General features: G+C 41.2%; 15 protein-coding genes. 1 reads left to right on the top strand and 14 read right to left on the bottom strand.

Annotated elements, in window-relative coordinates:
• Nucleotides 1–77: 77 nt before the first annotated feature.
• The 11 genes from mraY to AC04QZ_RS16315 form a co-directional block, all read right to left on the bottom strand.
• Entirely contained in the window at nt 78–1325 is a 1248-nt protein-coding gene (gene mraY, locus AC04QZ_RS16365; protein WP_086545002.1) for a phospho-N-acetylmuramoyl-pentapeptide-transferase, read from the bottom strand.
• The gene (locus tag AC04QZ_RS16360; RefSeq protein ID WP_478358657.1) at nt 1325–2782 is read right to left on the bottom strand and encodes a UDP-N-acetylmuramoyl-L-alanyl-D-glutamate--2,6-diaminopimelate ligase; all 1458 of its coding nucleotides are present in this window, start codon (nt 2780–2782) and stop codon (nt 1325–1327) included. Before AC04QZ_RS16360 ends, mraY begins: the two co-directional genes overlap by 1 nt.
• 73 nt (nt 2783–2855) lie before the next feature.
• Nucleotides 2856–4958 (bottom strand): penicillin-binding protein, encoded by a 2103-nt coding sequence (locus AC04QZ_RS16355; protein WP_478358656.1) that lies wholly within the window; start codon nt 4956–4958, stop codon nt 2856–2858.
• On the bottom strand, nt 4948–5367 hold the full coding sequence (locus AC04QZ_RS16350; RefSeq protein ID WP_478358655.1) for an FtsL-like putative cell division protein: 420 nt from the start codon (nt 5365–5367) through the stop codon (nt 4948–4950). The genes AC04QZ_RS16355 and AC04QZ_RS16350 overlap by 11 nt, the downstream gene beginning before the upstream one ends.
• Nucleotides 5364–6269, bottom strand: coding sequence for a 16S rRNA (cytosine(1402)-N(4))-methyltransferase RsmH (gene rsmH / locus AC04QZ_RS16345; protein ID WP_478358654.1), 906 nt, complete (start codon nt 6267–6269; stop codon nt 5364–5366). Before rsmH ends, AC04QZ_RS16350 begins: the two co-directional genes overlap by 4 nt.
• On the bottom strand, nt 6259–6726 hold the full coding sequence (gene mraZ / locus AC04QZ_RS16340) for a division/cell wall cluster transcriptional repressor MraZ (protein WP_086544998.1): 468 nt from the start codon (nt 6724–6726) through the stop codon (nt 6259–6261). Before mraZ ends, rsmH begins: the two co-directional genes overlap by 11 nt.
• Before the next feature lie 456 nt (nt 6727–7182).
• Nucleotides 7183–7497, bottom strand: a complete 315-nt coding sequence (locus AC04QZ_RS16335; protein ID WP_478358653.1) for a PIN domain-containing protein — start codon at nt 7495–7497, stop codon at nt 7183–7185.
• Nucleotides 7484–7912 (bottom strand): hypothetical protein, encoded by a 429-nt coding sequence (locus tag AC04QZ_RS16330; protein WP_478358652.1) that lies wholly within the window; start codon nt 7910–7912, stop codon nt 7484–7486. Before AC04QZ_RS16330 ends, AC04QZ_RS16335 begins: the two co-directional genes overlap by 14 nt.
• A complete protein-coding gene (locus tag AC04QZ_RS16325) occupies nt 7893–10190 on the bottom strand; it encodes a hypothetical protein (RefSeq protein ID WP_478358651.1) in 2298 nt (765 codons plus the stop codon). Before AC04QZ_RS16325 ends, AC04QZ_RS16330 begins: the two co-directional genes overlap by 20 nt.
• A gap of 84 nt (nt 10191–10274) precedes the next feature.
• The gene (locus AC04QZ_RS16320) at nt 10275–12137 is read right to left on the bottom strand and encodes a RagB/SusD family nutrient uptake outer membrane protein (RefSeq protein ID WP_478358650.1); all 1863 of its coding nucleotides are present in this window, start codon (nt 12135–12137) and stop codon (nt 10275–10277) included.
• A gap of 25 nt (nt 12138–12162) precedes the next feature.
• Nucleotides 12163–15288 (bottom strand): SusC/RagA family TonB-linked outer membrane protein, encoded by a 3126-nt coding sequence (locus AC04QZ_RS16315; protein ID WP_478358649.1) that lies wholly within the window; start codon nt 15286–15288, stop codon nt 12163–12165.
• A gap of 437 nt (nt 15289–15725) precedes the next feature.
• Between AC04QZ_RS16315 and AC04QZ_RS16310 the strand changes: the two genes are divergently transcribed.
• A complete protein-coding gene (locus AC04QZ_RS16310; RefSeq protein WP_478358648.1) occupies nt 15726–17297 on the top strand; it encodes a PepSY-associated TM helix domain-containing protein in 1572 nt (523 codons plus the stop codon).
• Between the two features lie 107 nt (nt 17298–17404).
• On the opposite strand, the gene AC04QZ_RS16305 is transcribed toward AC04QZ_RS16310, so the two are convergent.
• The 3 genes from AC04QZ_RS16305 to AC04QZ_RS16295 form a co-directional block, all read right to left on the bottom strand.
• The gene (locus tag AC04QZ_RS16305; RefSeq protein ID WP_478358647.1) at nt 17405–18835 is read right to left on the bottom strand and encodes a sulfatase; all 1431 of its coding nucleotides are present in this window, start codon (nt 18833–18835) and stop codon (nt 17405–17407) included.
• 228 nt (nt 18836–19063) lie between these two features.
• On the bottom strand, nt 19064–21070 hold the full coding sequence (locus tag AC04QZ_RS16300) for a RagB/SusD family nutrient uptake outer membrane protein (RefSeq protein WP_478358646.1): 2007 nt from the start codon (nt 21068–21070) through the stop codon (nt 19064–19066).
• Nucleotides 21071–21081: 11 nt separating this feature from the next.
• Nucleotides 21082–24408, bottom strand: coding sequence for a SusC/RagA family TonB-linked outer membrane protein (locus tag AC04QZ_RS16295; RefSeq protein WP_478358645.1), 3327 nt, complete (start codon nt 24406–24408; stop codon nt 21082–21084).
• Between the last annotated feature and the right edge of the window lie 67 nt (nt 24409–24475).

Here is a 24475-nt window from a genome sequence, read left to right as displayed (position 1 = left end):
ACGCTCTCTTTTACCTTTCAGCTTTAGTCTTTGAGCTTTTCTATTAAACCTTCAAACCCTCGACCTTCAACCTTAACTTACCTTAGTTTCAATGTTACGATGGTCATAATGGCCAGCATAATTCCGATAATCCAGAAACGGGTTACAATTTTAGCTTCGTGATATCCTTTTTTCTGGTAATGGTGGTGTAAAGGCGACATCAGGAAAATCCTTCGCCCTTCGCCAAACTTCTTCTTGGTATATTTAAAATAAGATACCTGCATAATTACCGACACCAGTTCGACCAGGAATATTCCGCATAAAATCGGGATCAAAAGTTCTTTACGGATCATGAGCGCAAATGCGGCAATGATACCCCCAATGGCCAAACTTCCGGTATCGCCCATAAAAATCTGAGCAGGATAAGAGTTGTACCAAAGAAAACCAACGCAGGCCCCAACAAAGGCACCGGCAAAAATCATCAGCTCGGCCGAGTTCGGGATATACATAATATTGAGGTAATCGGCCATAATGGTATTACCAGATACATAGGCCAAAATACCAAGGGTAATCCCGATTACAGCTGATGTTCCGGTGGCTAAGCCATCAATACCATCGGTAATATTGGCCCCATTTGAAACCGCTGTAATGATAAACACAGTAAAGATGAGGAATATGATAAATGCATATTTCTGATAATCGCCACCTAAAAACTTCAATACCTTGGCATAATCGAACTCATTGTTCTTATAAAAAGGCATATTGGTTTTGGTCGATTTTACATCTTGCGTATAATAAAAGGTTTCTCCTTTTTGGCGCAGTACCATTGGAACCGTAGAAGTGCTCTTAACATTATCCTGAACCGTTTCTCTTACCACAATATTGGGATGAAAATACATGGTCGTACCTACAATCAAACCTAAACCTACTTGACCAACCACTTTAAACCGGCCCGCTAAACCTTCTTTGTTTTTTTTGAAAACCTTGATATAGTCATCCAGAAACCCAATTGCACCCATCCAAATGGTTGTGATGATCATCAGGATGACGTAGATATTGGAAATATTGGCGAATAACAAGGTCGGAATCAGGATACCCAGCAAAATAATGATACCCCCCATTGTTGGCGTACCTTGTTTTTGCATCTGTCCTTCTAAACCTAAATTCCTTACCGTTTCTCCAACCTGTTTTTTATGCAGGTAATCAATTAATCTACGTCCGTAAACGGTGGTAATGATCAACGATAAAATAATAGAGATAGATGCACGGAAAGTGATGTACTGAAACAACCTCAACCCAGGTATATCATAATGCTTATGCAGGTATTCGAATAATAAATATAACATTAGCTGATTGGTTTTAATTGTTCAAGTAAAATTTCTTTATCATCAAAATGGCTCCTTAAACCATTAATTTCCTGGTATTTCTCGTGCCCTTTGCCTGCAACAAGAATAATATCTCCTGGCTGCGCTAAATGGCAGGCTGTTTTTATGGCTTCTCTTCTATCTAAAATGGACAAGGTTTTACGCTTATTTGTCGGCGAAACCCCAGCTTCCATGTCGTTGATTATGGTCTGTGCATCTTCTGTCCGTGGATTATCAGAGGTCAGAATTACCTTATCACTCCAATCGCAGGCCACCTGGGCCATAATTGGGCGTTTAGTTTTATCACGATCTCCTCCGCATCCGATTACCGTAATGACCTGTTCAGTTCCTTTGCGGATATTGGCAATGGTACTCAACACATTCTGCACCGCATCTGGCGTATGGGCATAATCCACAATACCAATAATTTTATCGGCAGAAGTGATATAATCAAATCTTCCTTCAGCGCCTGATAAACGGCTCAACAAAGTCAACACTTTTAATTTATCCTGTTCTAACAAGATGGCAGTTCCATAAACGGCCAGCAGGTTATAGGCATTAAAAGAGCCTACCAGTTTGAAGTATACATCTTCGTTATCGATATCTAAATGCAGCCCGCTGAACTGGTTTTCGATAATTTTTGCTTTGAAATCGGCAAGTTGTTTAAGTGCATAAGTCTTTTTATGCGCTTTGGTATTCTGCAACATTACCACACCGTTTTTATCGTCGATATTGGTTAGTGCAAATGCCGATTTCGGTAAAACATCGAAAAATGCCTTTTTAGCCTTCAGGTAACTATCAAAAGTTTTATGAAAGTCTAAATGATCGTGTGTTAAATTCGAAAATACCCCACCAGAGAAAGTCAGTCCTTCGATCCGGTGTTGCGATACAGCATGCGAACTCACTTCCATAAAACAATAATCGCAGCCTGCATCAACCATTTCTCTTAAAAGCTGGTTTAAGGCAATTGGATTCGGCGTTGTATGTGTTGCTGCTACTACCGTATCATTGATATAATTCTCTACGGTTGATAAGAGTCCGGTTTTATACCCTAAATCTTTAAATAATTTAAAAAGAATGGTGGCAATGGTGGTTTTCCCGTTGGTTCCGGTAATACCAATCAGTTTTAAATCTGCTGATGGATTTCCAAAATAATTACCAGCAATGATCCCCAAAGCAACCGATGTATTTTCTACTTTAATATAAGTAATGGTAAAATCCTGGATTTCTGGTAAATTCTCACAGATAATTACCGCCGCTCCCTGCTGAATGGTCTGCCCGATAAACTGGTGCCCATCAGCCAAAGTACCCACTATTGCGAAAAAGACATCATCCTTACCTACCTTACGCGAATCGAAATTCAGCGCATTGATTTCCCTATCGGTTTTACCAACCAATTCTTTAATCGTTACGCCGTAAAGTAAATCTTGTAATTGCATTTTTATTCTTTTATTATCAGGCATTTAGGAACAAGCAGCAAGAACTTAAGCCCTATACCTTTCACCTTACACCTTAATTCAACTCTATTTGTACACCCAATCCTTTACCCACCTTCGTTCCGGCGATAATAGATTGGCTCACTACTTTTCCAGAACCAAAAACTTTCGTTTTCAAGCCTGCATTGCCTAACAGATACAATGCATCTTTCAGTCCCATACCTGCCACGTTTGGCATTACACCTTTACGCTCGTTATTTTCCTGAAAAATTGTTCCTGCACTGGTATCTATAATGTTGTAATACTCAGATTTTGAAGCAAAAAGCGGTTTAAAACCAAATGCTTTATACACTTTCTGAGTCGCTTTACTCTGTCCGGCTTTTGTAGGCGGCGTACCGGTATTCCCAACCAAACGGGTAGGAACATCGTTGTACATCTGCATATCGCTCGCATAAATACGATCGGCAATTTCCCTGAACACCGGTCCAGAAACCAAAGCACCATAATAAGCACCCTTCGGATCGTTAATTACCACGATTAAGGAATATTTCGGTTTATCAGCCGGGAAATAACCCACAAAAGATGCCTGATATTGTTTTTTTCCCTTATATCCTTTATTGGCATCAGCCACCTGAGCTGTACCCGTTTTACCGGCAATTGGATATAACGGATTGTAAACAACCTGCTTTCCACTGCCCTCGGTTACCACACCTTCAAGCATTTTCCTGATCTTGCTCAAGGTCACATCTGAACAGATTTTATCATTAACCACCCTGGCTTTAAACTGCTCGATCGGATTACCCAGTCTTCTGATCTCTTTCACGAAAATTGGTTGCAACATCTTACCATTGTTAGCTACCGCATTATATAGCGTAAGCATCTTTAATGGCGTCAAATTCATTTCATAACCGTAAGCCATTTGAGGAAGGGTCATGTTTTTGTTCCAGCTTCTGTTGGCTTTAATATTTTTAATTACCGGCATTGCCTCACCCGGGATCTGCAAATCCATTTTTTTATTCAGATGCCAGTCATATAAATGATCGGTAAATTTCATCGGATCGCTGCCGTAATGCATATTGATCAATTTCGCAATCGCCGCATTCGAAGATTCTTCAAATGCTTTTTTCACGGTAACCGTTTCAATTTTCGGGTGCGAATCTTTAATCAGTTTACCTGGAATCTGATAATACCCTGTACCGATCATGGTATTGGTATCGATCAGTTTATCTTCTAAAAGCGCCATGTACGAGGCCAGTTTAAAAGTCGATCCCGGATCCTGATTACCCGCGATGGCGTAGTTAAATTTCTCTTTATACTCCCCTTCTTCAACCTTAGAAAAATTGGCCACTGCACGGATCTCGCCGGTTGCCACTTCCATCAAAATCACCGTACCATGATCGGCCTGCGATTTGATCAACTGTTTTTCCAATGCACTCTGGGCCAGATCCTGCATGTTTACATCAATGGTCGAAATGATATCGGCACCATCTTTCGGCGCCACCTCAGCTTCTTCATTTACCGGAACATAAACCCCACCGGCAATGCGCTGCATTAGTCTTTTTCCGGTTTCGCCGTTGATATATTCTTTATATGCTCCCTCTAAACCTACACCGTTTTTAACATTTTCATTTTTATAGCCAATGGTACGGGCCGCCAAAGCCTGAAAAGGAAGGATCCGTTTGTTCTGCTGAACAGCAATTAAACCACCGCTAAACTTGCCGATGTTATATAAAGGAAAAGTCCTGATGGTTTTCAGATCAGCATAACCTACTTTACGATGGATCAGCAAATAACGTGCACTATCCTGACGTCCTTTACGCAGGTAACGCGCATATTCTTTAGCGGTTTTATCCTGAAAGAGCTGCGCTAATTTATAACCCAGCGAATCTACTTTTTCGTTAAATACTTTATCTTCAGCAATACCACCTGCAAACATATCCATACGCAGTTCGTATTCCGGTATAGAAGTAGCCAGCAAACTACCATCGTTCGAATAAATATTCCCACGGGTAGCCTCCACGCTTACATATCGTGTAGAAAGACTATCTGCCATAGCTTTCCATTTTTTCCCTTGCACATACTGTACCTGACCGAGGCGTAAAAACACCGCGAAAGCAAAAAGCACAATTAAGCCAAATGCCAGATATACACGAAGCAAGATGTTTGCTCTAATATTCATCGCTTTTAACAATTATTTTTTTTGGTGGTTCAATCAGTTCTTTTATCCCAAGGGTATCTACCTTTTTGGCAACCTCTGTCAGTTTACTTTTGAACATCAGGTCAGCTTTAAGGGATTTATACTCCCATCTTAATTCTTTTACTTCTTTATTTAATTTATCAATGCGGCGAACATTGTTTACCGCAAAGTGGCTATTGGCAATATAAATCATCCCCAAAAGCGCCAGAAAACACAAATAAGGCAAAGCATCAGTTGCCGCCTCTTTACTTACTAATCCATCATTAAATAGCTTACTGATAAATGAATTACTATCCATTTTTTCTTCGGCAGTTTTTGGCCTTTTGGGCGCAACTTTTAACTCTGGTTCAGGCCCAACCTCTTCTTCTATCTCTTCCCTAAACCTGTTCATATCTTTTCTGCAATTCTTAGTTTCGCACTGCGAGCCCTGTTGTTTTGAGCAATTTCCTCATCAGTGGCAATTATCGCTTTGCGTGTAATTACATTAAATGGCTTTTGCTGATTTCCGAAGAAATCCTTTTCTACCTCACCCTGAAATTTACCTTTAGCCATAAAGTTTTTAACCGGCCTGTCTTCTAAAGAATGGTAAGACATCACCACTAAATGACCACCAGGTTTTAACACATCGGCGGCTTGCTGTAAAAAATCTTCAAGCACCTGGATTTCAGCATTCACCTCTATACGCAGTGCCTGAAAAACCTGCGCTAAATATTTATTCTCTTTTCCTTTCGGGATATAACCAGCAATAGCTAATTTCAAACTATCGATATCGGTAAAAGGCTGTTCCAAACGCGAAGTCACAATAGCACGCGCTAAAGATTTCGCATTTTTCACTTCACCATAAATCCCAAATATTTTATGCAGCTTATCTTCGGTATAGGTATTCAATATTTCAGCAGCGGTTAAATCGCGGTGCTGGTCCATACGCATATCCAGATCTGCATTATGACGGATCGAAAAACCACGTTGCGGCACATCGAACTGATGCGAAGAAACACCAAGATCAGCCAGGATACCATCAACCTGCTTAAATCCTTTTAAGCGGAGATTATTTTTCAGGAAACCGAAGTTCTGGTCGATAAATATAAAACGATCATCAGCAGGGATATTTGCCTGCGCATCAGGATCCTGATCAAAAGCAATCAAACGCCCTTTCGGTCCAAGATGTTTTAAAATTTCTTTTGAATGACCGCCACCTCCAAAGGTTACATCAACATAAACGCCGTCAGGTTTGATATTCAACCCATCAATGCAGGGCTGCAACATTACAGGAACATGGTAATTATTCGCCATCAGCACCTCCTTTCTTACCACCCATCACCTGCTCGGCAAGGTTTGCAAAATTCTCCGGTACGTCATCAAAAATATCTTCGTAAGATTTTTTATCCCAAACTTCGATACGATCTAACTGACAAGCTAACACAAGATCGCTTCCGATACCTGCATAATCAACCAGCGATTTAGGCAAAAGCACACGACCAGCTGCATCAAGCGAAAGCTCGGTTGCACCACGGGTAAACGACCTGATAAATTCACGGTTATTTTTTTCGTAGATGTTCAGTTTGCTTAAATCGGTAACGATAGCATCCCAAACTTTCTTTGGATAGATCACCAGGTTTTTCTCAAAACCACGGTTAATAATCAACCCTTCTTTCTCAGATTCAGGCAATTGTTTCTTAAGCGCAGCGGGAACCATAAGGCGGCCCTTTGCGTCAAGTTTACAATCGAATTCTCCTAAAAGTTGGGTCATAGTGGTATCTACACTTTTTATCTAGTGTAAAAGTAAATAGTTCTACCACTTTTTACCACTTTTTACCACAAAAAAGTTTTCCACATCCTTTTTGTTACAATAATGGTCTCACAATATAGTTAGATTAAGCCTATCCGCACAAGCAGAAAACCATTATCCACTGATAATTAGCAGGTTAAAAATAGATTATTAAAAAGTGTCACGTTGGCCCAATTTTTCCCATAAAATTTAATAGCGCTAAAAATGAGCATATTAAAAAAGCCAAATTATTCAGCTAATGACCGTTCCTGTAAAATCTCAGCTTTAACGAGCAGGTAAGGGAAATAGCAAAAAGTAGGCGCTTGGGTCTGACAGGAAACCGAAAAATACCACTCCGTAAATACGACATCGAGAATGTCACGAGAGAAACAAGCGGTAGGGAGAAAAATAATATGTAAAATTCTTTTGGCTAATCTGTCACCAGCTTTGTAAATTAATAAGATCAATTTCGTTAAAATGCCTATCCTTTGTATGCAATTTTAAGTCGAATTGCTTTGCTATTGCTGCTATCCATATATCATTCTCCGGTATTGGCTTACCTTTTTGCAATAATGCTGCTTTGATTAAAGCATAATGATTAGCTGATCTGTAGGCACCCAGACAAAGCTCTCCCAATACAGCAAAAGGAATATTGATTTCCTCCTTTAAGGTTTCAAGAAATGTTGTGATTGTCGGGTTTCCTTTAAATAACTCGATCACTATATTAGTGTCTAAAAGGTTATTTCCAATCATCCGGGTGGATTGTTTCACAGGATTCTGCGATAATACGTTCCATTTCTTCCGCTTCAGCTTTAGACCAGATTCCCGAAAAATCTCTTACGCTCGGTGTTTTTTTAACCGTTTTATTATTTGCAACTTTTAATAGGTTCTCCAAAGCAACTAAAGTAGCTTCACTTTTTACTTTGAGCATTTCCTCAATCAAAAGTAATTTACGTGTTTCTATGTGCATGGATGTGATATTAAGTATAACACAAAAATAAAGAATTATTTCTACAATAACCTTACCATCCTCAAATTGAGGGTGGTAAGGTTGTCCATTTCTCTTTCCATTGATGGAATCAAAAGAGGAGGACATATTCGGAACGTATTCTCTTAAAGATGGGAACTTCAAAATTCGTTGGAAATACTTAATACCCTCCTGCCACATCTCTGTTTAAGTTGATCACAGTTTTTCTTTCTCCTTTGGCAATTGGATAAAGTTTCCATTTATTGTTATCAACCTGTTCTAATTGCCAGCTATTTGCAGGGTCTGCCAGCAGTCTTTTTACCGCTCGTGGAAAAGCGTTGGCGGCTCTTGCATTTTCCCAGGTTCTTATTACTTTAAAAATAGCTTCTTTCTGCGGACAACTTTCAACGTCCTTTTGATTCATTTTTAAACTGTATGTTGTACCAACACCTACTGAAATGGCTTGTATATGCTCATATTCTTCAACTTTGGATTTGGCATTGATTGGGAAGTTACCCCCCATACCCACAGGAAAAAAGTTAGCATAACATACATCGCGGAGATCCTTTCCCTGACTGGTGGTACTGCCCCATTCGCGCGTTTCAGCATCGTATAGATTTTTCCCACCCCCAACATTCCAGATGCTTTGATAATGCCAGGATCCTTCAGACAAGGTAGCACCTGTGAAACGAATATATGGGACACCCAACTGTGCTGCCTTTTCGAACATTTTACCAAAGAAACGTTTAGTAGAATAATAACCATGTCCGTTATTAAACAAAAACTCCTGGCCATCGAAATCGTAATAAGAAATGCCATTGACTTTGCAGACTTCAGCAAAGTGTTCAGCGATTTTGTCCTGCAGCTGCATATTCGGGATAAGCCCATCGTATCCATAATTAACCGTTACCTGAAGTTTGTAAATGGTATCGCCATTGGCATGGTTTGAGGCAGTGGTTTTCCAGTATCCCCGCTTCACATTCAACAGCCTGTAGGGTTTCTCCTTTGAAACGCCCATATAATGAATAAGTTCTTTACCGATTTTGATCATGTTTAAGTTGGCACAATGACCTTCCCAACTGGCAATCTCATCAAGATAAGTGGGGTTGTCTACCAAAATAACCGTGTCGGTTGCGCTGATATTTTTCACCAATAAGCGTTTTTGCTGATAACACAGGCTATCGCTCGGGATTGGACTTGCATCCAGGGTGCCCGGGGCCAAAGCATTTGTAATTGGAGTCCTGCCGATACTGATCCCTAGTTTGGCTGCCATATCAGAAAACTCCTTATGCGAAACACTTCCGCTTGTTAATTTAATCGGCTTTTTCTCAAAATTCTTTCCGTCGATATAACCGTTATTGCCCCGATCGGCTCTTAAGAAGCCCTGATCGTATAAACTTATGGTTTTAAAGCCCAATCTGGATGTATAAGAAATGGTGCTATCATTTAAATTACCACTTGTTAGGAGGTCAGGAACAAATGCAGCCGGGTCTTTTATCCATTTTCCATTAATGGTTGGATGTGGGAGCTTTTCCTTCAAGACAATATCCTGGATTACATCCAGCAAAGCCGTACTGTCAGGGCTTCCCCATAAGGCGACCGATGACCCGATATAATCTACACCTGGCAATGGTTGTACCTGTAAATGGTTGGGCGTGTTCGCAGCCATATTAGGAATGAGCGAAAAGTAAACCTCTCTTTCAAAACCACGGTCTCTTGACTGATAAGCGAGTGATATTCTCCCGTTTTTATCTACAGTTGCCGCATTACCATACATGATGCGGTACCAGGGTTCTTTATGTGCATAAAATGCAACATCGCTGACCCCGTTTCCGCCCAATGTAAATACCTGACCTTCATGCAGGTTCGAGGGCAAAGGAAAACGCTTAGCATCAGGAGTATGAACAATGTATTGAAAAGGTGCAGCATCGCCAATGGTTTCCGCTTTTCCACCCAAGGTATTATCATTTAATGCCATCATACCAATAGAGTAGTTTACAGCAGCACTTGTATCCCTGGCCACACCTATGATTTCGCCTAACAGATTATTGATCTGAGTGTGTAATGGGCCCCATTCAATCACATCGATGCCTTTTCGGTTAGTGAGTGACAGCAAGGTTAATTTAAAATATTTCGCCTTAGGCTCCAGTTTAACGTTTGCCACCGAACCATTGGCATAATATAGTGCGAGTGTTTTTTTATCTTTTATATAAACCGCTTTAGTGGGTTCGAAGTATTTTTTTTTGGTATCACTATATAAACTCAGTAAAGGTGAGGGTTTGTCAGCCGGGCTAAACTCACGGTAAGGGGCTTTAGTCTTATTTTTCATGCTGGTCACGAAACCTTTGTTATCCACCCTGATTTTAAAATAATCAGTCGAAAACTCGGTCTGGCTATATCCCTTCACCGAAAACCAGCAGCTGATCACCATTAGCAATACAGTAGCTTTTGCGGCGATATTTAAAGAATTATTTTGCATTTCAGGTATTTATTTGTGTGTTTGTGTTGTGTTGTATAAAAGTAGGCGAACTTTTTTATATCCGCCTACTTGATTATTTGTATTTTATTGTAGCGGGTCAAAAGGGCCGCCCCATTCTTTGTTCTGTGGCAACTGATCAGGTTCAGCAGATATCTGCGTTGGATGCAAAGCATTAAACCAATGATTAAGATCAAGGTTATAAGTCTGATTAGCCGAAGCTGTCTTATCCAGATTTTCTACGATCACTGCAGAGAATTTAGCCCTTACCGCAGCAGTCATAATGTTGTCTGTATTTCCAGGCAAAGCTTCACCTTTATTTAACATCAGGAATAAACCTCTCCTGGTGGTCTGGGTATTCAGGATATCGTAACGTCTCCACCTTCTTAAATCGTTAAATCTAAAACCTTCAAAAGCGAGTTCCACCTGGCGTTCGTTGATAATCGCTGTGCGAAGATCGGTCTGTGAGGTTGCTGTAATGCCATATTTCCCGGATACGCCTGCGGCAATACCCGCACGTTTACGGATGGAAGATAAAGCCGTTATGGCCTCGTTACTGTTACCTGTTTCGTTTGCAGTTTCGGCAAGCATTAAGAGAAGTTCAGCATAACGCATTGGCGAGAACCAGCTTTTAGCACCAGCTGCCACGCCTACAAGCGCTGCTCTGTCTATAAGTGTATCTAAACCCTTACGCTGGAAAAAGCCTGTTACGCCATTTTCATCTCCATTTTGAACCAGCGGAGAAATGCCTGAAAATAAGGTCGTATTTTTCTCCGGGAGCACAGTGCTGGGCGTTGCCGATGCTTTCCAGGTCCAGGCTTGCCAGTAAGTACGGGATCTTGGCGCGGTCATACCTATTGTATTCACATCAGGCGTTGGGTATACCGTACCACCACACCAAATGGTTGCATAAAACCGGTCGTCGCGATTGGTGTAAAAATCGGTTAGAAACTGCTGGTTATAAGCTGCATTGGATAATTGGTTTTTATCAAATTGCATAGGGCTACCATCACGCTTTGGATAAGCGATCAGTAAAGGTAATATAGGTTGATCGGTATTGGTATTTCCGTTTGTAAAAGGAAGGGGCCTGATGGAGTTAAAGTTCATGTAACTATCCGGATAATAGTATTGTCTGGTCATAATATGCTCTTTGTTCCTCGAATACCAGATTAGCCTATAGTCGGCAAACAGGCCAAAACCCGCTGCATCTGCAGCCTGTACGGCGGCTTTGGCAGCATTATAGGCATTTGCCCACCTGACCTGATCGTTTGAAGGGTTAAACAATGGACTGGCATACCATAAAAGTACCCTTGCTTTAAAACCAAGCGCAGCAGCGCGGTTAATCCTGCCGTAATCAACTCCACTGTAGTTGGGAGGCAAAACGGCAGCCGCCTCATCCAGATCCTTTATAATCTGTGCAACGCATTCAGATGTTTTGCTCCTTGCTACTTTCAGCGAGTTTACATCGTTCCCGTTTTGCGTCTTTAAGATCAATGGTACCCCACCTACCGAGCTGACCATCCCCCAGTAAGTCCAGGCACGCCAAAATTTAGCCTCGCCGATTAACCTGTTTTTGGTATTTGGGTTGATTACCGATTCGGGCAAATCCCTCACCTGATCCATAAAATAATTGGTTTTATCGATATTCGTATAATTCAAATTGGTCGCATTTGCTACTAAATCGACTATACCCCTCTGGAAACCACTTAAGTTCCCTCCAGATGCATTAATGCCCTCATCAGCATTCGCACCACTTCCAAGCGGCCATCCGGGCATAAGGCCGCTGTATACATCGTTCAAATAAGACTTGATTAAAACAGAATCGGTCCATACATTCTTTGGATTTATCGCGCCTGTGTTTTCATAATCCAATCCTTTTTTACAAGACGAGCCCAAGGCAATAATCAGGGCGATATAAAGGATAAATTTATTTTGATTTAGATATTTCATTTTGATTTCCTTTTAATGTTAAAATTTAGAACGTTACGCTAAGACCGGCATTGTAGGATTTAACAATTGGGAAAGCCGTACCTCCACCCATTTCAGGATCATAGAATTTTTTGTTGAATTTGCTGATCACAAAAAGATTAGATCCGGATACATAAAAGCGAATGTTGTTTACGTATTTTTTATATAATTTTTGCGGAACATTATAAGCAACATTCAAAAACTTCAGGCGCAGAAAACTTGCATCTGCCAGCCAGAAATTACTTCCGGCTGTATTAACACCTCTTACCGCATCATTTGCGCTGTAGCGATAAGGCAACCAGGCGTTATCAGGATTTTCCGGACTCCATGACTCATCGTACCAAGGGCGCCACATCCTGTTCCATTCTACCCCTCCGGATAAATCATTGAAAGATTTTTTATAACCGAACGAACCATTAAAATTGGCATTCACACTTATTCCCTTCCACTCTGCACTTAAATTTAAACCCACTACTTTGGCATTATTGCTATTGTTTAGCACCGTGATGTCGTTGTCGTTGATTTTATTATCACCATTAAAATCCACGTAGGCCAGCTGTCCGGGTTTAGGCGCAATGCCATTGAAAGTATATCCAGGTTTAGCCGCCAGTAAAGCATCCACATCCGCTTGCGACCTGAGCATCTTATCAACCGTGTAACCTGTAATCATATTCGCAGAACGTCCCTCTTTGAGTATATCCTGATAATCGTAAGTTACATTCTGATCCCTCGTCACATACCATGAATCGCCATAAGTGAAATTCGCACCTACGCTATAATTAAATTCGCCAACCCTGTTGTTGTAGTTCAGGCCGATATCAATACCGTTTGCTTTCATTTTACCGTAATTCACAGATGGTAATGGGCGGCTAAAGGTTGGTGGGGTAGACTGGATCTTTGCAGCCAGAATATCGTAGGTAAGGTTATGCCAATACTCTGCTGAGGCTGTGAAATGTTTTAAGAAACTGATATCGACCCCTATGTTCTTGTTCTGGTATTTTTCCCAGGTAATGTCGGGATTGGGCAATACATCATATCGTATCCCAGGGTTAAGTGCAGGCGATTCGCCAAAAAATGCACTGCCTCCCGGAACATATTTATCTTCATATTGCCAGCGTGCTACGTTATCATTACCTGTTATTCCGAAAGAAGCCTTTAATTTTAATGATTCAATTCCTTTTACATTTCTAAAGAAGTTTTCTTTAGAGATCACCCAGGCTGCAGAACCGGCAGGGAAGAATCCCCAACGTTTATCCGGGGCAAAAATTACCGAACCATCATAACGATAGGTGAAAGTAGCGATATACTTATCTCCATAATCGTAAGCAAATTGTCCAACATACGATTTACGGCCAGTTGTTACCTCGAACCCATAGGTATTGCTGATACTTTTTGTTGCCGTACCGTTGACCACACCTGCTCCTCCGGTGGAGGCCCACCACTGGTCAGTTGTATAAATAGGAAAACCATTGATGGTCGCATCAATACCGTCACCGGAACGTTCCTGACGTTCGTACACCAGTGCTGCATTTACGTGATGCTTGCCAAAATTTCGTTCAAAGTTTAACTGAAAGTTCAATTGTTCCTCTTGGTTCCAGGCAGATAGTTTTTCTATAGAATTCGAATGTTGTGTAAGACTTTTCCCTACAACAGTATTTAAATCCCAGATAACTGGTGTAATCTGTTTCAGTTCGTAATAAGTAAAAGGATGTGAATATATTTTTTGATTGGTGTTCGTAAAGCTTTTTATATAGCCAACTTTAGCACTTAATCCTTCCAAAAACGGGGCCTTATAAGTTAAATTTAAATTCGCAACAGATTTGATGGCCTCTGATTTATTGTAGCCTGCCAATCCTTGCGCTTCACCTGGTTTATTGGTAATCCAGAAATAATACACTGGGTCGCCCGAAGCCGTAAACGAGGGCATATATGGCTGCCATACCAAAAGTTTAGGAAACATATCTCCCGACCAGTCGCCCTGAGGGGCATTAAATTTATTATTGTTTATGCTAAAGCCAGCGAAAACAGTTACATCTTTGGTCAGGTTAGCCGTTATATTTGCCCTGACGTTGTACTTTTTTTCGTTGGTGTTTTTGATAAAAGTTTCCTGGTTTACATAAGAGCCGCCGATAAAATACTGAAGTTTATCCGTCCCTCCAGAGGCACTTAAATTATGCGTAGTAATAGAGGGATCGACATAAACATCTTTTAAGGCATTAAACCCATAGCCCTTGCCGCCACCAAAATCCGCATCCTGAAAGTATGCTTTTGCATCAGCGGTCCAGGGAGTATTTGCTGGTCCGCCAGCTTCGCCCCAAATTCTGTTTTGAATCGCTCCCCACTCCATGATACTGGTTAGCTCCATGTTATTTCCACGGACATCTTTTCCGGTGTTCACCGAATAGTTTACAGATGCTTTTCCGGCCTTACCGCGTTTGGTGGTAATCAACATCACTCCCCCGCCTGCACGGGCACCATAAGCAGCTGTAGTCGCCGCGTCTTTTAAAATGGTTACATCTTCAATTTCATTAGGGCTTAAATTGTTGAATTCTGCCGCATCACTGGTTACTTTTCCGTCAATTACATATAAAACCGGCGCTGTATTCCATGAGCTTGGCGTTCTGATGCGAATGCTGGGTTGTGCTCCTGGTATCCCACTAGGCGTGGAAACATATAAGCCTGGCATTCTACCTGCCAATAAGTTACCTACTGATGTAGTCGGGATTTCGGTGTCTGTCTCTTTAAATTTAACAGAAGCGACAGACCCGCTCAAAAGTTCTTTCTTTTGCTTGGTGTAACCGACAATCACCGTTTCGTTTAAATTGATTGCGGTAGAGACCATTTCTATTACTATTCCCTGTTTAGGCACAACAGTTATCGCTTTATAGCCGGTCATGGTAACCCTTAGCATTGCTCCACTGGGTACAGCAATTGTAAATTTACCCGACTCGTCTGCCTTTACCGAGGATGCAGCGCTCCCTGTAACGGAAATTGTGGCAGCCGCCAATGGGATCTTTCCTTCTGCATCTACTACCGTTCCCGATATTTTTACCTGAGCAAAAACATGATAGGACTGCAGTAAAATGAAGACGATTCCGAGCACCCGTAAGTGCATTTGTAATACCTGTTTCATAATCTAATTCTTTGGTTGGTTAGTTTTTTTGTTTGGTTTTTTGCCGGATGGTTTGGAGCCCAACCAAACCACCAATGCTATTAGGATAAATCTCAGAAGAATACCTAGCCGCAACTACCACTAATTTGATCGTTTACAATGTTTTTTTTGCCCTCTTTTCCCCTTGTTCCTACGGATAAAATGACCTGAATCATCAATTAACCCGCAGCAGGGGCCATACGCTAAAATTCCACCTTCTCATTCTAATCAACTATTGAGCGTGTAAGCCAGACTTATTGAATTAAAAAGCGGATAGCAATTTCCATTTCGAGAATATTCGATGAATTATTATTTAGACTTATTAAATATAATTTGGATGAAAGCAATTAAAACAATTTCTTTGTAAGCGTAAACCAAATTCCCTATCGCGATATCCGCATTGGAAACCAAGCTAAAAAATGAAATCAGAACACACTCCTCGAAGGCTAAACTGGGCAAAACATCAAAAAAGGTGGTTTGGTAAATGGCATCTTTATCTTGGTATTATTGCCGGGGCAATTGTTGCTTTTGTTGGTGTTACCGGTAGTATCCTGGTTTTTCAGGATGAGATAGACCGTGCGCTGAACCCTAAGCTATTCGAGGTGATTGCACAGAAACAAAAGATGCCTGTTGAGGAGATCGTGCCTTTAATTAAGAAAAACTATCCCAAATTAAAAATCGATTACCTGATGCTCAATAACTTCAAAAATCCAAATGAAGCATATAGCGTGCTGGATTTAAAAACTGGCGGAGAAACTTTTATTAATCCCTATACAGGAAAAACAACTGGCAAAAGAATACACACCAGTTCTTTTATTCATATAGTTACCGAACTGCACCGGACGTTGCTTATTCCTGTTGCGGGACGATACATTTGTGGTTTAGCTTCACTCTGTCTTTTAATTTTAACCATTTCAGGTTTACGTTTATGGATTCCTAAGAAATGGAAACAGTTAAAATCGGTACTTACCGTAAGGTTTAGCGGATCACTTAAGCGGCAAAATTACGACTGGCACAATTCACTCGGTTTTTACTCCTCTCCCATTGTGGCAATACTGAGTCTTACCGGTTTTTCGATTACTTTTTCTACACTTATTATTCCACTGTTGTTCGTGCTTAGCGGGAAGTCGCCGCAAGGAGTTGCCAAATTGTTAGGGGCAAAATCGGCATGGCATGCACAGGCTGTGCCACTTCCGCTTAAACAGGTTGTTGCCGCAGCCAAAGAAAAAATGCCAAACGGTTATATTGGCGGGATTGCCTTTCCGGCCGATAAAATGGGAACTTATCGTTTGGATGTAGTGAGCGGAAACCTACCTAAGGTTGGAAAAAGAGAAATGCTTATTGTTGATCAATATACGGGCAAAGTGTTACTGAACAGCCGGAAGGATTTCCCAAATGTTGGCAATGCTTATCTCAGCTGGTTAACGCCCATCCATTATGGAAGCTTTGGTGGCAGGCCGACGCAGGTTATCGCCATTATTGCCGGATTAATACCTTTGGCCCTCTTTATTACAGGTTTTATCATCTGGTGGCCACGTTATAAGAAACAAAAGAGAGGTAAAAAACGAAAAACCAATGAAGCCGTATTGGATGAGGCATTGGAAACTCCAATAGTTGAAAAGGAATTAAAACCAGCGAAAATTAAAACACCACTTCCGAAATTAGGCAGGTATTTTCTTTTGCAGTTTAAATCGGGATTGAAATATGCTTTGATTATCCTTCCCCTCAGTTTTATGATGGGTGCACTCTACGGCCTTCCTTCCGGAATCATCATCCAGCCTGCTATTTTTGTAGTGGCTTTTAGCTGCGTGATGGTCTCTTTGAATTTTATATGTGCATTGTTATCAGAAATATTCAATATCCTGTTCCTGCTTCCATTTAAAAAAGGAAGCCACAAGGTAACCCGCTACTTCGCATTATCAACCGCATTTATGGTCTGTTATCTGGCAGTTTATATGCTATTGCTCAATACGGGTTTTGAGGTTTTCTAAAATGAATTTATATGATGTTGTCAGATGGAAAGATCTGACAACATATCGTTATATGGAACAAACGCAGCAGGTTATCCCAGATCAAGCTATTCACTTCAGTTTCATTGCTAGTTTTCACCAGCTACCGAGCCCTCAACAGGTTTATTCGTCGCGGTAATTTTGGTTGGGAGTGGCGCTTTGGTTTTCTTCATCCAGCTTAAAAGATCATCCAATAGTTCATCTCTTTTTTTCAGATCAGCATCCGCCAGGTTATTGTGTTCGCCCTCGTCTGTTTTGATATTATATAATTCTACGGCATGGTTACTGCTAATTTTGGCTTTTCCTCCATCCAACAACCACTCTTCGAGGTAGAGGTGCAATTTAAAATCACCTTTTCTGATTACCGCAACGGGCCTTGTTCTAAATACCTTATCGCGACCTCTGATTACCGGATTATCAAGGTAGCCAGGAAAATACCAAAATATAGCCCTTCTGCTTGTTTCTGTTTTATGACCAAATAAGAGCGGGCTCAGGTCTTCTCCATCACCTTTGAATGTATTGTTGCCAGCGATGGCCATAAAAGTAGGGTAAAAATCCAGATTGATAATCGGTGTAGAATTTACAGCTGCCGGTTTGATATGACCGGGCCAGTAAGCGATAAAAGGCTCTCTTATTCCTCCTTCGTAGTAGGATCCTTTATTGCCTCTTAAAGGTTCTTGCGAAGATTGTTGTGTGGCGCCATTATCGCTTGTAAAAATAATCAGGGTATTTTTATCGAGCCCTGATTTTTTCATAAAATCCATCAATACCCCGATGCTGGCATCAAAATCGTAGGTGCAGGCGGCATAGAGTGCCATGTTGTCTTTTAAACCTTTTTTCTTAAATTTCTCTATCGTTTCTGGTTTTGCCTCCAGTTTAGAGTGAATGGCGTTATGTGCAAGGTAAGCGAAAAAAGGTTTTTCCCGTTTGGTTTGCATAAACCTGATGGCCTCATCAGTTAAGGTAGACACACCCTTTGGATCAATCTGCCCGTCGGTTCCCATATTGGTTTTTGGTCCACGGAAATACTGGTCAAAGCCTTGCGCTTCTGGCTGTGTTTCCTGCGTTTCGCCCAGGTGCCACTTACCAAAAATAGCTGTAGCATAGCCCTGCCCTTTTAGTCCCTCGGCTATGGTTACAAATGTGGGGTTCAGCTCCATATTATTGCGTACCGGAACCAGTCTCATCTGCGCTACAGGCCCTCGGGTGGTACTTCCTACTGCGTAAACGCCATGTCTGGGTGTATAGTGACCACTTATTAACGAAGCACGGCTCGGCGCACAGTTGCCTGCGCCAGCGTAAGCATTATTAAATACCATGCCCTTTTTAGAAAGTGCATCAATATTTGGTGTTTCCATGAGCTTACTGCCGGTAAAGCCACAATCCATATATCCAAGATCATCAGCAAAAATGAGCAGGATGTTGGGTTTGGTTTTCACCTGTTTATTCTGGGAATAAAGGGTTAAGCAGGAAAAGCTTACTAACACGACTAAAGAAAATGTTTTAATGAATGTCTTCATAGAGATGTTTTTAAATGGATTTTAGCAAATGATTAATGAGCAGACATTCGTCTTCTTAACATCAACAATTTTCATCAATACCAAACAAATATAATAACAGTTTATTACCCCATTTAAACGATATATTGTCAATTGGAGCGCCCCAAATTAAAGCCATAATAAAAAGGCCCGGGTAAACCCAGGCCAATTATCAATCATTATCATTTTGCCGATGTAATGATGATTTTTTTAATATCCGATTGGAGAGGCCCCTCCGCTAAGTGGCCAACCAGGATTTTGATAAATGGGAGATGAGGCTAAATCTCCGCCGTTTGCAGTAATGGAAAAATTTTGAATACCAATTGGGCTTAAATAATGTGCCATTGCCCAACGCACCCCCTTATAAGAATCGGCATTACTTTTTACTTCAAACGGCCTTAAATAAACACTTAATCCGGGGTCAGAAACAACTGCGTCACTATTTGAAGCCCCATAAACGATTTGCTTAGGGGTGTACCAGTTCTGCATAGGTCCCCATAGTTTAAATCCCTCAATGTGGGCTGGCGTCGTAATCATTTGGTCCATAGCTCTCCAGCGTCTCAGGTCCATGTACCTTAAGCCTTCTGCCATTAGCTCATCACGTCGTTCACGGCGAATATTATATAATGTCGGCGAAATTAACTGACCGGCCGAATATGCCCCCCAATCTAATTTTTCTTTAGACATATCGGTCGCTGCGATAGTGATATTAAAATCAGGGTTAACCTGGGCTCTTGCCCTGATTTTCTGCCAATAACTTGTAGCGCTTGCATCCAAAGATCCGTTTTTTTCATAGCAGGCCTCTATATAATTCAGATAAGCTTCAACAGCCCTAAAAACAATACTGCCGGTATAACCTCCACCATTATTTGCCTGGGCTCCATCATAACTTATACCTTTCCTGATGGTGTAGCCGGTAGTATACCTTTGTTCTGCGTTCGAAGCATATATCAAAGGGGTAGGTTCAACATCGGTTTCGTGACTCCCTTTGCCTTTGTTTATCAATACATTTAACTGTCCGGGTTCTTTTAAGAAAAGATTTAAACGGCCATCACGGTTTGTTCGCTGATTGGTAATATAGTCATCACCGGCCCAACCGCTTCCAGGTGCATAAATTGGTAATCCATTGGCCATCACAAAACTTTCTACCATACTGCGCGTCAGGCCAATTGCATTGTTGCCCAATTGCGCATATACCGGTACGTTATGTGTCCCTACAGCGTTTGTTGCCTGCCGCCACAACAGCACTTCGCTATAACCCGACATGTCCAGCGCACCAAACATGCTAAAATATGGATTTTCGTTATTGGGAGAAACGATGGTTCCGGTGTTTGTTACCAGTGTTACCACATCAGCAACTGCTTTTGCCGAAGTCATGGCCTCTCCCAGAAAGTATTGGATCTCATTGTCTATGCTTCCTGATTTAAACTGGTAATTGGCGTTATAAGCCTTTGCTGCGCCTGGCCAGTTTGGGCCGTTTGGCACAAATGCCGTACCTTTAAAATATTTAAGCCATGTGCCTTCGTACAAGGCCACGCGAGATTTGAGCAGCAATGCGCAATTTCTGGAAAGTCTGTTTTTTGCGGCATTGTACTGAGGCTGCATCAACATTGCTGCAGAATCAAGGTCTGACAAAATAAAGCGGGCAACTTCCGAACGTGGCGCGCGTTTGCTGGCCTCCGTTAATATCTGGCTATCATCCGGAAATATTGTCTTTATAATGGGGAAATCACCTAAATTCCGAAGCTTGCTAAAATAGGCGAAAGCCCGTAAAAAATACATTTCGCCAATGAACTGGTTTATATTATTTTGGCTGCCGGTTATTTTTCCGGCCTTCCAACGCGGTATAACCGTTTGAAGGAAGTAATTGCACTGGAATATATCAGTAAAGTTCCAGTTGCCATCCAAACCTGAAGGAACTTTCACTAAACCAGGTGCAAATCTATTGTCCTGAGAAGTGCCCACCTGGTTGTCTGTTGCCTGATCAAGTGAAAAAGTTCCAAAAGTATAATTACCCACCTGCGCGTGCGATGGTAGCATACCATAACGAGCAATGGCATAAGCGCCCAGTTGGGATTCCTCAATTAAATAATCATCCGGTGTAATATCAGAGGGGGGAGTTACATCAAGTAAATTCTTTTTACACGATGGAATTATTAACACAGCTAACGCAATGATGATAAACCAGGCATAGTTTTTATTTCTTAAATTCTTCATTTCTTATTTATTTAAAATGTAACATTTAAACCGATGGAGATAACTTTTGTTAACGGATATGCGTTTCCTCTCGCTCTGGGCGTGTCCTTTGCACCTCCGTTTATAGTTTCGGGATCAAACTGGGGCGGAACTTTGGTTATGGTAAATAGGTTATCACCTGAAACGTACAGTCGCAATTTTTGCAGGCCGATACGTTTGGTTAATGATGGAGATAAACTATATCCCAGCTGAAGATTCTTTAACCTCAAATAGGCACCGTTAAGTAGATAAGCGGTTTGCATATTGTGGTTTTTGTTTGTGCCAAACACTGGTCTCGGAAAATGAGCATCTAAATTTTGACCTAAAGGGTTATTAGGATCAGCACGAAAATAATCTAGTTGTTCTCCTTCAAGAACTGTGGAATAGTATACATTATCCGTGATTCCCCAATAATAATAATTGTCAATATTAGTACCACCAGGCCAGAAATCCTGTTTTAATACCCCTTGAAAAAAGGCGCTCATATCAAAACCCTTGTAGTCAAAATGCATATTAAAGCCAATCTTATAACGTGGTGTTGTATTACCAATAACATGCCGATCGCCCAGATTGCCTATTGTTCCATTTCCTGCGTCTATTTTGCCATCGTTGTTGTAATCGGCATACATAATATCGCCGGCACCCCAGGAAGAACCAAAATAACTTTGGCCATTGCTGCTGCTAGCCAGGTGTGCATCCATCTCTGCCTGGGTTTTGGCTATTCCTATCGTGGTGAAACCATAAATGTTTCCGATTTTCTGCCCTGGTATATAGGTGTTAGTTGTACCAGTAATATTGGGGTACCTGGTGACGGTCGTTTGATCATCAGATAAACCAAGGTTAAAACCATAACCAAGTCCACCCTTTGTACGGTCTTCCCAGGCAACCGTTAACTCCCAGCCTTCTGTTTTTAAATCAGTGTTATTTGTCGGAGGTACTTCAATACCAAAAGTCACCGGCAATTCCACTGCGGGGCCCAGCATGTTTAAAGTTTTGCGGTTATACCAATCGAAAGAACCTGTTAGCCGGTTATTAAGAAATCCATAGTCAATGCCTAAATTTAATGTTCTAACCGTTTCCCAGGTGAGCGTTGTACTTACAGGTCTGGGAGCGCCCGCGGTATTGGGCTGTATGCCATTCACTAACCAACTGCCATTAGCAGTGCCTACCGGCATGATGATATAGGTTGGATAAAAGAGGTTTGTATTCTGGTTGCCTACACTGCCGTACGAAGCCCTAAATTTAAAAGTATTTAAAAATTTGGCATGCTCTTTAAAGAAATCTTCATTTGCTACGTTCCATCCTGCAGAAAAAGAAGGAAAATAAGCCCAGCGTTTGTCTTCACGAAACCTTGATGAAGCATCGTATCTTAAGTTTGCTTCGAACAGATACTTATTGTCATAGCTGTAATTGATACGTCCAAAATATCCGGCTGTACCCCATTTCTGATATTGGCCACTAACATTTGGAGGAATTACCAATCCGGTGTAGCTTAAACCCGAAGTGGTATTGATTGTGGGTGACTCTGGTACAATAACTCCATCTCTCGAAGCATATATATCGCGATACTTGAAAGATTCCGTTTGTGCACCTAAGGTTATCTTGAAATAATGATTTTTAATATTCTTCTCATAAAAACTATAAATATTACTTTCCAGGTAGTCTTCTTTATATCCTTTTTCATTTACGCTTGAACCTGTTGAATAAATGATGGCATTGCCCGCTACATCATGGTTATATCTTTGCAGATAATCGGTATGGTCAAAATAATTCATCGTACGGAAATTAAATTCGCCAAAGGTTTTCCAGCCTTTTATTGGCTCTGCTACTAACTGCAATTGATGCACCATCAGATCTTGCTGGTGCTTATATAACCCTCCATTTAGTAAAGGCGCTGCAAATGAGGGAGATTCGAATAAAAAGCCATTGGGATCATAAAGTGGTAATGTTGGCCAGCCTTGTCTTGCCAAACTCTCATAAAGCCCACCACCCAATGCACTGGGCTGCTGTATTTGTTCGCGTACGTTACGGGTAGTGTAGTTAGCCGTAACATGATCAGAAATTTTTGTACTGATCTTGGCGGTAACGCTGTAACGGCTATATAGGTCTTGATTTAAGGCCAGCAAACCCTTTTGGCCCAGATAGTTTCCAGATAAGTAATAGGTGGTTTTCGCGTCGCCACCGGTTAAACTTAAATTATGTTCCTGCGAAAAGGCAGAATTCGCATAAACCACCTTAAAATAATCAATATTATCGTTGCCATACGCGTATCCATCACCCCATTGTGATGGGTTATTTGGATTAGGAATAATTGCTGTAGTAATCTTGCCGCTCATATAATCCTGTATACGCTGCAATTGATCTGCACGAAATATATCCGAAGAATTTCCATTTCTGCTGGCTTCATTAAAAACCAGCGCAAAGGTGTAGGAGTCGACCGTTTTTGGCAATGTAACAGGGCTCGTAAAGCGGAAATTATCATTGTAATTCACTGATACTTTACCAATCTTGCCTTTTTTGGTAGTGACTAAAATTACGCCAAAGGCTGCCCTTGAGCCATATATAGAAGAGGCGGAAGCATCCTTCAGAACGGATATATTATCTATATCTGCGGGGTTAAGTGCGGTTAATGATCCATCCATACCATCGATCAAAACCAGCGGCGCTGCACTCGAAGCCGAGCTAATGCTGCCGGTTCCACGAATATCAATAGACGGCGGTGTATTAAATGCACCGTTTGATTGCGTAATATTCAATCCCGGTACAATGCCCTGCAATGATTGTAAGGCATTAATAACGGGCCGGTTTTCCAGTTGCTTACCACTAACGGTTCCAACGGCGCCAGTCAAATTTACTTTTTTCTGGGTACCAAATCCTACCACCACTACTTCATTAAGTACCCGGTTATCGGATTGCATCTTCACATCAATCACTGTTCGGCCACCTATAGGGATTTCTTGCGTATCATAGCCCATATAGGAAAAAACGAGCACCGCATCATCTCCCGATACGGTTAATGAATAGCTACCATCTGTACTGGTAACTGTACCCTTCCCTGTGCCACGCTGCGTTACCCCCACTCCTGGAAGTGGATTTGCTTTATCATCGGTAACTTTACCGGTGATTATTTTGTCTTTCCGGATTTCCTGAATGATCATTTTTGAATGATCCGATACTCCAGTGCTATAAGATCCCAAAGTATTTCGAAAAGCATCAATATGGATCGGCGCACGTGCTTCTGCACCACCATATAAAAATACCATGAAAGTATTTATAACCACAACACTTAAAAAGAGTGCGGTCTGAGATTTTTTTTTCATAATTTTTTTTTTTAAATCAATATCAATTTTTAATTAAGGCCTTTTCAGAACCTGAAAACAGTATACA

This window comes from Pedobacter folensis (assembly GCF_056490665.1).
Note: the sequence above shows the minus strand (reverse complement) of the source record. Positions and strands in the feature narration are given on the sequence as shown.

Excerpts from the sequence above, each read along its gene's own strand:
- rsmH (WP_478358654.1), bottom strand. The coding sequence starts at position 6,269 with ATGGCGAATAATTACCATGTTCCTGTAATGTTGCAGCCCTGCATTGAT.
- mraY (WP_086545002.1), bottom strand. The coding sequence starts at position 1,325 with ATGTTATATTTATTATTCGAATACCTGCATAAGCATTATGATATACCT.
- mraZ (WP_086544998.1), bottom strand. The coding sequence starts at position 6,726 with ATGACCCAACTTTTAGGAGAATTCGATTGTAAACTTGACGCAAAGGGC.
- AC04QZ_RS16320 (WP_478358650.1), bottom strand. The coding sequence starts at position 12,137 with ATGAAATATCTAAATCAAAATAAATTTATCCTTTATATCGCCCTGATT.
- AC04QZ_RS16315 (WP_478358649.1), bottom strand. The coding sequence starts at position 15,288 with ATGAAACAGGTATTACAAATGCACTTACGGGTGCTCGGAATCGTCTTC.
- AC04QZ_RS16355 (WP_478358656.1), bottom strand. The coding sequence starts at position 4,958 with ATGAATATTAGAGCAAACATCTTGCTTCGTGTATATCTGGCATTTGGC.
- AC04QZ_RS16335 (WP_478358653.1), bottom strand. The coding sequence starts at position 7,497 with ATGATTGGAAATAACCTTTTAGACACTAATATAGTGATCGAGTTATTT.
- AC04QZ_RS16300 (WP_478358646.1), bottom strand. The coding sequence starts at position 21,070 with ATGAAGAATTTAAGAAATAAAAACTATGCCTGGTTTATCATCATTGCG.
- AC04QZ_RS16325 (WP_478358651.1), bottom strand. The coding sequence starts at position 10,190 with ATGCAAAATAATTCTTTAAATATCGCCGCAAAAGCTACTGTATTGCTA.
- AC04QZ_RS16350 (WP_478358655.1), bottom strand. The coding sequence starts at position 5,367 with ATGAACAGGTTTAGGGAAGAGATAGAAGAAGAGGTTGGGCCTGAACCA.
- AC04QZ_RS16360 (WP_478358657.1), bottom strand. The coding sequence starts at position 2,782 with ATGCAATTACAAGATTTACTTTACGGCGTAACGATTAAAGAATTGGTT.
- AC04QZ_RS16330 (WP_478358652.1), bottom strand. The coding sequence starts at position 7,912 with ATGTGGCAGGAGGGTATTAAGTATTTCCAACGAATTTTGAAGTTCCCA.
- AC04QZ_RS16310 (WP_478358648.1), top strand. The coding sequence starts at position 15,726 with ATGAAATCAGAACACACTCCTCGAAGGCTAAACTGGGCAAAACATCAA.
- AC04QZ_RS16305 (WP_478358647.1), bottom strand. The coding sequence starts at position 18,835 with ATGAAGACATTCATTAAAACATTTTCTTTAGTCGTGTTAGTAAGCTTT.
- AC04QZ_RS16295 (WP_478358645.1), bottom strand. The coding sequence starts at position 24,408 with ATGAAAAAAAAATCTCAGACCGCACTCTTTTTAAGTGTTGTGGTTATA.